The sequence below is a fragment of the Bacillus sp. m3-13 genome, assembly GCF_000175075.1.
Taxonomy (GTDB): domain Bacteria; phylum Bacillota; class Bacilli; order Bacillales; family Bacillaceae_I; genus Sutcliffiella_A; species Sutcliffiella_A horikoshii_C.
The window spans coordinates 36,636-51,461 of record NZ_ACPC01000020.1; the positions used below are offsets into that span (position 1 = coordinate 36,636).

The window sequence follows — 14,826 nt, forward strand, 5'->3', positions numbered from 1 at the left end:
ATATATACATCAACGATATTTCTGGAAGATGAAAGTGGGATCGCTTTGCTTTTTATACCAGTCATAGGCAAAATAAAGGGCGATAAAAACAGACGCGGCAGCCATCAGCTCCAATTTATATATAACGAAAAGTTGCGCATGATCCCACACTATCCTCCCCATAAAAAAGAATGTCGTCACCCAAACAATTGCAGATGTATAGGCTGCTATGGCAAACTGATAGTATGGCAGTTTCATAAATCCAGCCAAAAAAGGAACGACATTTCTCAGTCCAGGCAGGAAATAGGAAATACATAATGCAAAGACATGATATTTATTCAAAAGTTCTTCACCCTTTGCAAAGGAAGCTTCAATTTTATCGTGTTTCTCAAGCTTTGAATATACCCCTTTCCCCAAAAACCGTCCTAAAAAGTAACAAGTAGTAAGACTTGCTATTACGCCTAAGTAAATTGTAAATAAAGCAGGTGTTGTCTCAAGGATTCCCTTTTGCGCGACAATCCCTACAGAGCTCACAAACACCTCATTAGGTACCGGGATACCGAACATACCTAACCAAAGCCATAAAAATAATCCTATATATCCATAGTCCTTAATAATTTCTAAGATAAAGGTCAGATCCATGTGATCCCTTCTCTCTGCACGAAGCAAAATTTGTTATTGCTTCCATATGCCAAACAAACACGATCGTTACCTTCTCGCTGTATAGTATTTATTCCTTTTATACTTATTAAGTAAACTATCAAACTCTTTACCAATTAATGCTAGCGAAATGGAGGCCATTTCCATGAAAAATAAGACTGTCATCATTACAGGTGCTTCCGGCGGTTTTGGAAGAACCTTTACCAAAGCTTTTCTAAATAGGGGATATCATGTTGTTGCAACGATCAGGGATGAAGCAAAAAAGTCCGTGCTATTGGAAGGATTGACTCCCAAGGAAGCGGGAAATATAAGTTTTGCTTTATTGGATGTAGCAGATGAAGAATCCGTGAATAATTTTGGCCGCTTTGTTCAGGGTCTAGAATGTGTGGATGTGCTCATCAATAACGCTGGATTTGCTGTGGCTGGTTTTGCTGAAGAGTTGAGCATGAAGGAGTATCAGTTCCAGTTGGAAACCAACCTTTTAGGTGTAATGAGGGTAACGAATCATGTACTTCCGAAAATGCGAAAGCAAGGAAACGGCAGAATTATCAATATTAGCTCCATTAGCGGGTTAATTGGTTTTCCCGGCCTTTCCCCTTATGTTTCCTCTAAATATGCCTTAGAAGGGTACAGTGAGAGTCTCAGGCTGGAGTTAAAGGGATTTGGTGTGGATGTGGTCCTTGTCGAACCTGGCTCGTTTCAAACGAATATATGGTCATCCGGCACCCATATGTCCTCCAAAGCTGGAGGTTCCCATTCCCCATACCTTGAGTTGTTTACTGGGATGAATAAAAGGCTTCAAAAAGATCGGGAAACGTATGGGGACCCTGTTGTAGTTGCTAAACTGGTGTTGAAGGTAGCTGACATGAAGAAAACTCCCACCCTCCGCTATACCGTCGGAAAGGGTGTTAGGCTCTCTTTACTTACCAAACGGCTATTGCCTTGGAGAGTATGGGAAAAGATTGTGTTAAGCCAAATTAGGAATAAAGACTAAATAGCAAGGTGACAACTCTCCAATCCCATTAAAATTACATATAGTACTGTACTGATGAAATAATGGAGGGTTTGTCATGCATTATTATCTACGCCCTTTCCACCGGCCTGTGTATTATCCGCGGAATGTTTATTTTCCAGTATATGCGCATTCACTGCCAAGAACATATTTCCGAGTTTATCCTGAAGTGGACCCCACCGTTTTTACTGAGTCTGCAGAATCCATGCAGCAATTGATGAAAGAGGCCAGCATCATTTTGCAAAAACTTTCTGATTCTAAAGAGTTCGCTTCGGAAGTAATGAAAGCTGCACAGGAAGGAAATAAAGAAAAAGTTTCCCAACTATTACTGTCAACAGGTGTGCATTCTGGAGTGCAAGTGGATTATACTCCGGATGGCATTAATTTGAATATGACATCGGAAATTGAAGGAAAAGATTGCTGCCATCTGACCATCAGTTTGAGATGGGGATGACAAAAAGGATTACAGGGTGGCCTGTAATCCTTTTTGTTGTTATTGATTATTCAGTTGCAGTATCTGTACCTTCAAGTTGGTCTAGGAAGGCTCTTGCGCCTTTTGCTTCTAGTTTTACCTCACGGAAATCGATGTGATGTTTTTTCTTAGAAACACCATCCATGTTACCTAACAAGAACTTAAGACCAAGTTGCGCATCTTCTGGCTGTTCCCATTCGAATTGATAGTTTTGTGGTTTTGGACCGATCTTCACTATATCCTCAAAAAACCTGTGATAGTATGGCGCTCCATTATCCACTACCACTTCAATATTTCTAGCATGATTGGATCTAGTTTCTACTTGGAGTTCATATGTTCTGCCACTTGAAAGCTCGAGATTCTCTTGGAAAAACATGATATCCCAAGGGTTTGCACCAAGGTTATCTATTGTAACAGTGGCATGTTCGTCCTTCGATTTCACGTTCGCTTTGGATGAATTGTCATCATGATCTCCTTGCACATGCAGATTCCAGTTTTCAATACTATTAGTAAGATCGCCATTTTTAAGCGGGAACAGCTTCTCTCTTTCCCCCACTACTTCCACTTTTACATTATCGATGACTACCTGGTGCTCTTCATCCGTAATTTCGTTACCTGCTACGTTTCCGAGCAGATATTTAAGACCAAGTTGCTTATCCTCATTAATCTCTACCTCAAAAGTGTGAGTAGTGGGCTCTGGAGTAAGGGAAATCACCTCTGACAGAGCGCGGCTATACGAACTGTCCTCTAACACCACTTCGATATTACGCGCTAAAGTCGAAGAAGCATCAAAAGAAACCAGATACGTATTTTCTCCCTTCATCTGCAGACCTTCCTGCATGAAGATGACATCCCATGGGTTCCACCCTACATTTTTAACCGTTGTTACCGCTTTTCCGTCTACCACCTCAAAGCTTGCGTCAGAAGGTCCATCATAAATCCCTTGAACATGGCTGTTCCAATGTTCAAGACCGAAATTGAATTTCCCATTTTTTAGTGGGAAAACTTCTTCAAAAGACAAAACATCTGCACGCAGTTTCTTCGCAAACATGGAAACATTATCTAATGTTATGGACCCTGCATTTCCACCTAAGAAAAATACTAGCTTGGCCTCTGAATCATCTACATCCTCCGGTTGAAACGTAAACGTTTTGTTCTCTCCCGTTGTAGAAAGGGCAATCGTCTCCCAGCCGGAATAATTTACACTGCCATCTTTACTTAAAACAGCAACCTGAATGTCTCTTCCTTCTACGGCACTAGCATCAAAGGAGAGTGTATACTCATTGTTACTCTTTATGGAAATACCTTTTTGAATAAGTTGGACGGCGGAGTCTGTTGCTCCATTTTCTTGTACTTCCACCTTCAATGCTCTTGTATCTTCTTCAACAAAAGCTTGTGCATTTGCTCCATCTGTTATAAAATCCCAATATGTCATCCGATCCATTCGACCCTGGTCAAAGGTCCCATTATAAATATGGTTACCATTACGTAGCGGTGGCTTCGCTGCGTCTTCGTTGTATGGATCGATGGCATCAATTTCTTCCACTTTCACATTTCCAATCCAAACAGAACTATTATTCAATCCCATATTAAATTCCAAACGGGCTTTGGCATCTGACTCCGCTTGCATTTGATACGTATATTCATAGCTTTGTAGTTCAGGAGTTAAGACTACCTCATAATTTGGTGAATATAGAGACCAGCCCCGCTCTTCTCCACCGCTTACTTTAAGATTCATATTCCTGTTAGAAGCAGCTTTCGCATCAAAGCTTATTTTGTATGTTCTGCCAACTCCTACAGGTATATTCTGAATCAATTGAATAGAATGCGGTTGTGAACCAGCTTGGGTGATATCAATCTTTGCCAATCCATCTTCAACTGAAGCGCTTCCATTTCCACCAAACTGATTTAAGTGAACAAAGTTCCATCCTTCTTCATCGAAAGCTTCTGTTCCATCCTTGATTTCGGTGAATCCATTTTCGAAAGTAGTATCATAGATATAGTTACCATTCACAGGTTCTTTTGATCCTTCCGGTAACTCTTCTTTTTCAAAAACAGGCTCTACAGGTTCACGGTACTGATCTTCGGGCAGTTCATACACTTTTACATAATCCACTTCCATCTGTCCCGGAAACTCGGTGGAATCATCTGGACCTCCACCATACCAGCCTCCAATAGCCAGGTTAAGAATTAAATAAAACTCCTGGTCAAAAGGTGCAGGATAGGCGTATTTTGTGCCATTTTCTGCATTAAAGCTTGTCCAGTTATTCAGCGTTTGAAAAAGTTCTCCATTTACATACCATCTAATTTCTCCGGGTTCCCACTCTACGGAGTAGACATTGTAATCTGTGATGTCCGAACCTTCACCAAAATGATAATCATCTGCGGTATACGTATTGTTTGGCCACTGGCTGCCGTAATGAATGGCGCCGCCTACTTTATTCAAGTTGCCTCCAGCTGCCTCCATGATATCAATCTCACCGGATGCAGCCCAGCCACCGTACTTGTCTTCTTCTGGCATCATCCAGAAAGCAGGCCAATATCCTTGTCCGGCTGGTAGTTTGATTTTCGCTTCAAACTTTCCATACTTCTGATTGAACTTCCCCTTTGTATGAATTTTTCCGGAAGTGAAGCCGTATTCTCCATGCTCATCTGAAACAGCTTCTCTTTTCCCATTAAGGACAAGCTTTCCATCCTCAATTGTTACGTTATCTTCGGAATAATATTGAAGCTCCTCATTCCCCCAGCCAGGAACATAGCTGCCGTCTGGTTGAACAAAGCCGTTGCCAGTATCATAGGACCACTTTTCTTGATCCAATCCAGACCCTTCAAAATTATCTTCCCAAACTAACTGCCAATCTTTTTCTCCATCTGCCATTGTTTGATTGCCCTCTCCTTTCCCTACATCATCATTGGAATAGACGTGAGAGTACCCCGTTGTCAGTAAGCATGCTGCCAACATGACCGTTAATCCTTTTTTTAACACATTTCTTCCTCCTCATCCTTTTGTGATTTTCTTCCTTAGAGTTAGCCCATCACCTCCTCAAAGTAATTAATTGAATACAACGGTCGTAATAGATCTTGCAGGAATAGATAGGTCCATTCCTTCCCCTTCAAGCTCTATCGACGTTTCTTTATTGGCTTCTGTTTCATTTAAAAGAACAACCGCAATGCTCTCATCTTCATTTCTGAAAGCGACAAGGGAAACATCTGCAAGTTCTGTTTCATGAGAAATTCTCTTCGCACCTGGCTTGATGAACTTACTGAAGTGTCCAATATAATAGTAAGAACTGTTAAAATGGACCTCGTCTTTTTCTGTGTCTGCTATGATTGGCGCATCGCAATAGTTGCCTACATGGTTTGGTCCACCTTGAATATCGAGCACAAGGTTCCAATCAATGAATCCTTCCAGCCAGTTGTTCATATCCCCGATGATGTTCCTTGCATAGCGTTCGCCTGTATGCCATGCTCCAAGCTTTACTCCACCTTCAATACAGCCTTCTGTGAACAATAAATGCTTGTCTGGAAATGCCTCATGTACTTTTGACAGATTCTCAAACTCCTCTGATACATACCAGTGGTTGCCTGTTCCCCATACATATTTAGCCGCTTCCGGATCGGATAACACGGTTGTCGCCCGCTCCACTATGACATCACGGTTGTGATCCCAAATGATAACTTTCTTATCACCAAGACCGTTCTTTTCCATGATCGGACCTAAGAAATTCTTTACAAAATCTCGTTCTTCCTCTGCTGTATAAATGCAAGAATCCCAGACCTGTGTTGCTTCCGGTTCGTTTTGTACAGAAATCCCCCAAATCGGAACACCTGCTGCTTCCATTGCCTTCACATATTTCACATAATAATTGGCCCATGCTTCCCTGTACTTTTCTATTAGTTTGCCACCATGATTCATCTCACCGTTTGTTTTCATCCATGCGGGCGGACTCCAAGGTGATGCAAGAATAGTCAACGTTTCATTCGCTTCTGACTCTGCTGCTTTAATAAATGGAAGAACATATTTTTGCTCTCGTTCAATATTGAAGGATTCTAAGTTCACATCCCCATCTTCCACGTATGTATAGTTACCCAGCGCAAAATCACTGCTGTGGATTGCTGTGCGACCAAGATTGTATCCGAGTCCTGTTTCTTTATTAAAATAGGCGTTAATAATGGCATCTTTGTTGGCGTCTGATAGCTGCGACCAATTAAAAGCAGCGGCTTCTGTAAAAGCTCCGCCAAAACCAAGCCATTCTTGATATTGTTTTTTTGGAAAAAGCTTTAAAGAGACCGCATTGTCACTTTTTTGTTTCCATTCGATGTTGTTTACTCGTTCCCACGGTCTTCCTGTCTCTTTTTTCGTTTGAATTACTGTTATATTTCGCATAAAATGACCTCCTTTTTTTAAGTACGTGCCGAAATGGGGCAAGTTGATGCCAAAATCGCATGAGTTCGTGCCGAAACGGGGCAAGTTGATGCCAAAACGCCCCGAGTTCGTGCCAAAACCAATTTCCCTTTCAAAAAAACCACTCAATCCTGAGTGGTTCTTTTTGTAGATTTAGTGATAAAAGATACCAAGTTAATCACAGTGAAAGGCGCGCGAAGCGCCTGGAACAGAGATTAACAGTTAAATGGAATTATATACTTCTTGAACTAATAATTTCCTGGTATCTCTTCGCGCTATCTTTCAAAATTCTTTCTTGCGTTTCAAAATCCACATACACCATGCCGAAACGCTTGTCATAACCAAACGCCCATTCAAAGTTATCAAATAAAGACCACAAGAAGTACCCTGCGATATTCATACCTTCTTCATTCAACTCAGCAACAGCTGTAATATGCTTCTCCACATAATCTTTACGCTCATGGTCATGTACACAACCGTCCACGACTACATCATCATAAGCCGCACCATTTTCTGTGATGTAGATTGGTAGATCAGTGTAGTTCTCTCGAAGTCCTCTAATTAATTCCTTGAACTCCTGTGGGGAGATATCCCAGCCCATTCCCGTTTTTGGATAATCAGAATATGCACCTTTGTTTAGCATCGGAGAACTTGGATCAAACTCCACCAGTGATCTTGCGTAATAGTTGATACCAAAGAAATCACATGGAGTTGAAATCGATTCCAAGTCTCCTTCTTGAATGAAATCAAAGTTATGAATCAACTTGGAAAACAGGTTGATCATATCCATTGGATAAGAACCTTTGAAAATTGGATCAAGGAACCATCGGTTAGCATACCCATCAGAATTATTTCTTGCAATTTGGTCATTGATTGAATCTGTTGGAGCATAAGAAGGCGCTAGATTTAGTGTAATTCCGATTGGTGTAGAAGATCCGAATTTACCTTTTAACAAATTAACCGCTTCACCATGTGAAAGTAGAATATGGTGTGCTGCTTTTACGCCTTCTTCAAGGTTTGTATGTCCAGGGGCATGATGTCCAAGGTGGTAGCTCAAGAAGCTTGCACACCATGGTTCATTGTGCGTAATCCATGAGTAAACTAAGTCATCTAACTCTTCATAACATTTCTCTGCAAACTCAAGGAACCATGAAACGGACTCGCGGTTTACCCATCCGCCTTGCTCATGTGCCCACATTGGAAGATCCCAGTGGTATAACGTAACCATTGGCTTGATGCCTGCATCGAGTAGCCCGTGAATTAACTTTTTATAAAAGTCCATTCCTTCTTGGTTATACACGCCTTGTTGTGGGAAAATTCTCGGCCAAGCGATAGATAGTCGGTAAGAATCTACACCAAGACTTTTAATAATATTGATATCTTCTTCATAACGGTGGTAATGGTCACACGCAACATCTCCTGTGTCTCCGTTCCAAACTTTCCCTGGTGTTCTTGAAAAAGTATCCCAGATAGAAGGAGTACGACCTCCTTCATCGTGTGCACCTTCTATTTGGTAGGAGGATGTTGCTGTTCCAAAAATGAAATCCTTTGAAAAATTTAACATGCCGTTCACCTCTTCTATTAATCTAGTTGCTTATTTTTATCTATTCTTTTACAGAACCTGCTGAAATACTGCTAATGATGTATTTGGATAGGAACAAGAAGATGATCATGATTGGTACAACAGATATCGCGATGCCTAAATACATAGAACCTAGATTTTCTGCTACCTTTGATCCTCTTAAGAAGCCCATCATGACAGGTAATGTGTACTTTTCCGGACTGAAAAGCACTACCAATGGAACAATGTAGTTATTCCAAGATCCGATAAAGGTGAAGATACCCATTGTAGCTACTGCCGGCATCATGATAGGTAAGCCTATCGTATGGAAAATTCTTATTTCACTTGCTCCATCCATTCTTGCAGCTTCCAATAGAGTAGGATGCAGGGTGGAGACAAGAAATTGTCGTAGGAAGAAAACAACGAATGGACTTGCTATAGCCGGAATGATTAATGGGATATAACTGTCCAATGTACCTAATGTCTTGTTTAAGTCATAGAATCCGATTAGACCTAATTGGCCCGGTACCATCATCAAAATTAAAACGGATACGAATAGAAAGTTTTTACCTTTGAAGTTATAGATTGCAAACCCATATGCCGTCAGAGCGGAAAAGTATGAGCTTAATACTGTTACACAAATTGCGATAAATACACTGTTTCCGAATCCTTGCCAAATATTAACGAAACTTATCAATCTTTCATAGTTTTCCATGATTGCGCTACCTGGTAAAAGGGTGAACCCTTTTTGCAGAATTTCCGAGTTGGATCTCGTAGCGTTGATAATCATCATATAAAATGGGATAAAGCTAATAATCGCAAGCAATATTAAAAGCCCGTAGAGGATGCTCTTTACAAAAGTCCTTTTATTCACACTAACTCACTCCTAATCCATGCTTTTGCGGTACATAGCTTTAAATGTTGCAAACGAGAAGATTAACGTAATCAAGAATAATCCGTATGCGACCGCTGCGGCGTATCCATAGTTGTTAAATTTAAATGCCTGGTTGTACATATATAAAACCATTGTGTTTAGAGATCCTTGCGGTGCACCCATACCGTCTGTTAATAACATCGGCAATTCGAAAATCTGCAATCCGCCAATTAAAGAAGTGATCATGATATATAACATAATTGGTTTTAACAATGGCAATGTAATATGGAACAATGTTTTCCAACGGTTCGCTCCATCAATAAGTGCCGCTTCATAGTAATCCTTTGAAATACCTGAAATACCTGCCATTAAAACGATAAATGTATGTCCGAACCACATCCAAGCTCCGATAAGAGCAACAGACCATTTAGCTGTAGTAGGATCGTTAAGCCAGTTGATTGGCTGCGAGATGATTCCTAAATCCATTAATAAATGATTCAATGTTCCATGATGCCAGCCTAGTAAAATACCAAACAATAAAGCTACAGATGCGATAGTTATTAAGTTTGGAAGGTACAGTACTGCTCGGAAAAAGCCTAGTCCTTTCATTTTCAAGCGAATATCTGAGAACAAAATGGCAAGCCCTAATGCTATAAGCATTTGAAAGAAGAAGTTAACTCCCCAAATGTACCAAGTGTTAAAGAACGCTTGTAAAAAGTAGCTGTCAGTAAGTAGTCTTGTATAGTTAGCCAATCCAATAACTTCAGGAACACCCATACCGGAATAGTTTGTGAAACTATAATAGAAGGTTAATAGTATTGGATAGATGCTAAATATCCCAAAGACGATGAAAAATGGTAGGATGAACAGATAGCCATAATGATCTTTTTTCTTCAAATCAATCGCCTTCTTTCTTATAACTCTGTTAATAAAAGAGATGATGTGTTATATAAATAACCTAGCTGTGGATTGGAGCACATGGCGTAGACTCCGGCGGGAGATAGCGGTAGGTTGAGACCCCGCAACGAAGTGAGGAGGCTCAAGCACACGCCCCGCGGAAAGCGAAGCCAAGTGCGCAAATCCACAGCGGCAGTTAACAGAGCTTACTTTAAATGATGGGTGGGAGCTAAATTTCCAGCTCCCACCACATCCTTTGTTGCATTATTCAGGTGTCTTAATATCCGGATATGCATTTTTCACTAAACGATAGAACTCTTCAATTGCCTCTTCTTTCGTCTTCGTTCCTTCTACATACTCCCCAACCATAGATCCAAAGAATCCGTCGATCTGTTGGTCATATCTTGTTACAGTACCTGGGTTGATGTTTGCAGCTTCTTCTAAGAAGAACGTATAGTTATTTTGTCCGCCTAAGAATGGCTCTTCGAATTCACCCTTGATTTTTTCTGTAACAGGTAAGTAGGAAAGCACATCTCCAGTTTCTGTTGCCCAATCAGTTAAGAACTCTTCATCATGTGTCATCATTTGAACGAATTTCCATGCAAGATCTTTATTTTCAGAACCTTTATAGATTCCTAACCAAGTTCCGCCCCAGAAGTATGGGTTCGGACCGTTTGTTACTGCCCAGTCTCCAACAGTTTCTTCTGTATTTGTTTTTAGAACGCTGTGAAGACCCCAAGTTGGTAGTGCATAAGCAAACACTTCTGTTTGGTCAGAACTTTCCTCGTCTACTTCTTCCCAACCTGCATTGTAGTTGATTGGCTCATCCATTGCAGCAAACCACGCTGGAGACCATTCTGGTGCAAATGCAGTTAAATCTTTATCACGTAATTCTTTCGCATAGTCGAAGTAGTTAATTCTTCCTTCTGTAAGAACAAGCTCATTATTTTCGTTTACCCATGGTTGTGGATCTTGACCTTGTGCAAACCAACGAACAGCTCCTTCATCTGGGAATAGACGATATCCAGCGGATTTCAATTCTTCTCCGACTTCAAACAAACCGTCCATTGAACTCATTCTTTCGCCGATCTCAGCAGGATCATCAGTACCTAATACTTCTTTAGCAATACTTCTTCTATAGAAGATACCGCCTGGTGTTGTTTGCCAAGATACAGCCTTAATTTTTCCTTCAGAGTCTTTTCCAAGGTCGAATACATATGGAACATAGTCATCTTCCCACTCTTGTACGTTGTATGGCTCTTGAGAAAGATCTTCCCAATAATCTTGCTCTACCCAGTCTTTAATGAATGCAAGTTCTCCAGTAAATACGTCAGGAGCTCCTTGGCCACTTTCTAAAACTGGACGTAAACGCGTTGGATAATCTTCAATCGGAATGATTGTCAAGTCAACCGTTACACCATTTTCTTCTTTAAATAAATTAATTGGTTCTTGTAGCTCGTCCGTAAAGGACCATACAGTTAAATCTGCCTTCTTAGAAGAAGACGAGTTGCTGCAAGCAGACAATAAACTAAGCGTCATTACTGCAGTAATAAGAATTAAAAGCTTCTTTTTCACAAAAATACCCCCCTGTTTTTGTTGTAAAGATTTACTAAAGCGCTTTCGATTTTGCGAATATAATACTAAAGCGCTTTCGTATTATGGATAAAAAAGAAGACTTGTTTAGTCCCCTCTTCACTCATCAGTTTTAAGTGCCTTACACGATTCCCTGATGATAAGCTCCACTGGGATCGTTACGGCTTTGTTGAGCTTTTGTTTTGTCATTGATCTGATCTAGTAACAGATCGGCTGCAGTGGAACCAAGTTGATCCATATTCTGTTTGACGGTGGTTAATGGTGGTGCTATATGTTGGGCAATATCAATATCATCATATCCGATAATAGAAATATCATTTGGTACAGATAATCCCTTTACTCTAATTGCTTTAATTGCACCAAATGCCATATTATCTCCTGCAGCATATACTGCCGTTGGAGGATCATCTAGTGATAACAATTCTTGCATCGCTTGCTCTCCACTTTCCATGGAGAAGAATCCACCATTCACAATGTAAGATTTGGGAATATCTAAGTTATGCTTTTTAAGCGCTTTTATAAAACCCTTTAATCTTTCCGTACCTGCGTACGTTTCTTGATGTCCGTAAATATGTGCAATCTTTCTGTGGCCAAGCGAATACAGGTGGTCAACAGCCAACACACTTCCATAGCTATTATCACTATATACAACACTTGACTTGGAGCTATGCATATCAATGATTACGGTAGGTAATGGAGACTCCATCAGTTTCTTCACTTCCGGATCATCGGATATGGAACAAACCACCACTACTCCGTCCACTCCTCTATGTCGGAAATGGTCCAGATAGCTTTTTTTCTCATTGGTGATGTTTCTTGAAACAAAAAGCATGTCATAGCCAAACTGCTCTGCTCTTTGCTTAAAACTTTCAATCACGGCATTGAAAAAGGGATGTTTAATACCAACACCTAAGTTTTCCATGAAAACCACACCAATCGTCCAAGATTTTTTGGTCATCAAGGAGCGGGCATGGGAATTTGGGTAATACCCCATTTCATCTACAGCTTTTAGTATCTTCTTTTTGGTTTTCTCACTTACATCTGTATAATTGTTTAATACTTTTGATACAGTTGTAATGGAAAAACCCGTCTTTTTCGCAATATCATAAATAGTTGTCATTGTTTTCCCTCTCTCGAACCGAAAGCGCTTTCGAAAGTAATTATAAAATAGAATGTAAACGCCGTCAATGACTTTTTACAAAGAAATTTCAGAAATATTGCAGAATGTTGCAGGTAAATATCCCCTTCTCCAAATTTCCTCCCAGACTTTAAACCTTTTCCCATCTATTTCGTTATAATTAGTGAAGGATTTAATAATAAATGTAGTTCTCCTTGAGATTGGAGTGCAAGGTGTGAGACTCCAGCGGGGGAGTAACGGTAGGTTGAGACCCCACAGGCGAAGCCGAGGAGGCTCAAGCACCGTCCTCTGGATAAGCGAACACCTGGAACGTAAATCTCAAGAAGTTAAATGTAGTTTAATAGAAAGTAGGATTCACCATGATCGAAATTCGCAATCTATCAAAAACATATAAACAACAAACAGTTCTCTCTTCCATTAACATGCGAATCTCTACAGGAATATTCGGTCTGTTAGGTCCTAACGGCGCAGGAAAATCAACACTGATGCGAATCATGGCCACCTTAATGAAACCATCTGCCGGTGACATTCACATCGACTCGATTTCCATCCTTTCACACCCCGAAAAAGTCCGGAGATTGATAGGATACCTGCCCCAGCACTTCCATGTCTATCCACAAATGTCCCCAAAGGAGATATTGGATTTTGTTGGAGTGATGAAAGGCGTTACTAACAAGAAAGAACGCATGGAGCAAATAGAACACTGGTTACACGAGGTGAACCTCACTTCCAAAGCCAATGAAAAGATTAAAAATTTTTCCCATGGAATGAAGCAACGTGTGGGCATTGCCCAGGCGTTTATGGGAAATCCGAAATTGGTTATTTTAGATGAGCCTACTGTAGGATTAGATCCAGAAGAGAAGCTGCGATTTAGAAATCTTTTATCCAAAGAAGGCCTTAACAAAAGTATCCTTCTCTCTACCCACGTTGTCACAGATATTGAAAGCAGTTGTTATGAAATAGCGGTATTGAAGAAAGGCGAGCTTCTTTTAGATGCTACGGTTGAAGAGTTGAAAGAGTTAGCTTGCGGCAAAGTGTGGGAAGGAACGGTTCCATCAGGTTATTTAGAAAATATGGCAGAAGATACCATTTTATGTTCAGAACACCGTGGCAGCCATGTACATGCACGGGTCCTGGCAGATGAAAAGCCATTTTACGGAGCAAAAATGCTAGAGCCGAGTTTAGAGGATGGTTATCTCGCACTGTTAGGAGGGCCTTCCTCATGAGATTTTTAAAACAATTGCAACTAGAGAACCGTTTCCTACTTAAGAATTGGTTCTTCCTTTTGGCTCCACTTGTGTATGGAGTTAGTATGAGCTTATGGATGTCCAATCAAAACCAAGACGCTGCAAGCATTATCGGTCAATATACATCCGGCTTTTATAAAGCTAATAATGAGTTTCTTGCTATCGGCCACACCCTTTCCCTTGGAGTATTATTTTTAGCAAGTGTCCTTTCGATCCGGAGAGAAAAACAGACTGTCTTATTAGATTGGACAAATTCCTTGCCGAATTCCTTTTTATCCATTATTCTAGCAAAATTTCTATCCCTTTTTATTTATAGCAGTCTTTTTACTTTAGTTTATTTCATGATCTTTGTGTGGCAAGGTTCTTTCTTTGGCAAGAATATCTCTTATTTGCTAGAACACGGCTTGTCATTCTCTATTCAAAGCCAATTGTCTTACGTTGTCACTATTTCGTTAGGGATGGTATTAGCGGTTCTGATCACCAATAGGATTGTTTATATCATTGTATTTTGCGCATGGATGTTTGGCACTTTCTTTATGGAAGGATACATTATTCAACGATATCAATTGTATTTTTTAAAGACGTTTCATCTAAATCAGTTTTTCATGGATGTCTCTCATTCTGAAGATTGGGGATATCGTTTATCTAGAAAAGAAACCTTATATTCGCAGCTATTTGTCATGTTTTTCAGTCTTTTTTTACTGGCTATTACGATTATGAAGTCATCCACCAATCGAATCTCATCTTTTGAAAAAAGGAAATGGACTTTCTTTGGAATAGTAACCGCCCTTACGATTGCTTCGTTTTTTCCTTACAGCTATTTATGGGCAAACCGCTTAGAGCATTATAGCTATTTAAAAGCAGGTGCGGTGAAGCAGTTTGATTCTGAGGATGGTACTCTCTTGGACACAGTAGGAGATTTTTATAATGTAGATCGTTATTCCATTAAGTTGGAGCGGAACCGAAAAAAATTCATTTCACGTTAAGG

At 40.3% G+C, this 14,826-nt stretch carries 12 protein-coding genes; 4 read left to right on the plus strand and 8 right to left on the minus strand.

From position 1 onward, the window contains the following. Positions 1-9: 9 nt before the first annotated feature. Complete coding sequence (locus M313_RS23665) at positions 10-621, minus strand: DedA family protein (RefSeq protein ID WP_010196468.1); 612 nt, start codon at positions 619-621, stop codon at positions 10-12. A 163-nt stretch (positions 622-784) separates the two neighbouring features. Here M313_RS23665 and M313_RS0113990 point away from each other — a divergent pair, with 163 nt between their 5' ends. Continuing rightward, a complete protein-coding gene (locus M313_RS0113990; RefSeq protein ID WP_010196470.1) occupies positions 785-1,633 on the plus strand; it encodes an SDR family oxidoreductase in 849 nt (282 codons plus the stop codon). Positions 1,634-1,709: 76 nt separating this feature from the next. Next, the gene (locus M313_RS0113995) at positions 1,710-2,105 is read left to right on the plus strand and encodes a YuzC family spore coat inner layer protein (protein ID WP_010196472.1); all 396 of its coding nucleotides are present in this window, start codon (positions 1,710-1,712) and stop codon (positions 2,103-2,105) included. 46 nt (positions 2,106-2,151) lie between these two features. Here the strand turns inward: M313_RS0113995 and M313_RS0114000 are convergent, their stop codons facing one another. From M313_RS0114000 to M313_RS0114030, 7 genes are all read right to left on the minus strand, one after another. Then, on the minus strand, positions 2,152-5,109 hold the full coding sequence (locus M313_RS0114000) for a carbohydrate binding domain-containing protein (RefSeq protein ID WP_010196474.1): 2,958 nt from the start codon (positions 5,107-5,109) through the stop codon (positions 2,152-2,154). A 66-nt stretch (positions 5,110-5,175) separates the two neighbouring features. Beyond that, positions 5,176-6,510, minus strand: a complete 1,335-nt coding sequence (locus M313_RS0114005) for a glycoside hydrolase family 30 protein (RefSeq protein WP_010196476.1) — start codon at positions 6,508-6,510, stop codon at positions 5,176-5,178. Between the two features lie 250 nt (positions 6,511-6,760). Further along, entirely contained in the window at positions 6,761-8,092 is a 1,332-nt protein-coding gene (locus tag M313_RS0114010) for a GH1 family beta-glucosidase (RefSeq protein WP_010196478.1), read from the minus strand. A gap of 40 nt (positions 8,093-8,132) precedes the next feature. After that, on the minus strand, positions 8,133-8,963 hold the full coding sequence (locus tag M313_RS0114015; protein WP_010196480.1) for a carbohydrate ABC transporter permease: 831 nt from the start codon (positions 8,961-8,963) through the stop codon (positions 8,133-8,135). Positions 8,964-8,975: 12 nt separating this feature from the next. Then, positions 8,976-9,860: a carbohydrate ABC transporter permease gene (locus M313_RS0114020; RefSeq protein WP_010196483.1), complete on the minus strand. Its 885-nt coding sequence runs from the start codon at positions 9,858-9,860 to the stop codon at positions 8,976-8,978. A 264-nt stretch (positions 9,861-10,124) separates the two neighbouring features. Next, a complete protein-coding gene (locus M313_RS0114025; protein ID WP_010196486.1) occupies positions 10,125-11,435 on the minus strand; it encodes an ABC transporter substrate-binding protein in 1,311 nt (436 codons plus the stop codon). Between the two features lie 139 nt (positions 11,436-11,574). Next, positions 11,575-12,573, minus strand: a complete 999-nt coding sequence (locus M313_RS0114030) for a LacI family DNA-binding transcriptional regulator (RefSeq protein ID WP_010196489.1) — start codon at positions 12,571-12,573, stop codon at positions 11,575-11,577. A gap of 377 nt (positions 12,574-12,950) precedes the next feature. On the opposite strand from M313_RS0114030, the gene M313_RS0114035 reads away from it, so the two are divergent. Further along, entirely contained in the window at positions 12,951-13,817 is an 867-nt protein-coding gene (locus M313_RS0114035; RefSeq protein ID WP_010196491.1) for an ABC transporter ATP-binding protein, read from the plus strand. Next, positions 13,814-14,824, plus strand: a complete 1,011-nt coding sequence (locus tag M313_RS0114040; RefSeq protein ID WP_010196494.1) for an ABC transporter permease — start codon at positions 13,814-13,816, stop codon at positions 14,822-14,824. Before M313_RS0114035 ends, M313_RS0114040 begins: the two co-directional genes overlap by 4 nt. Positions 14,825-14,826 lie beyond the last annotated feature (2 nt).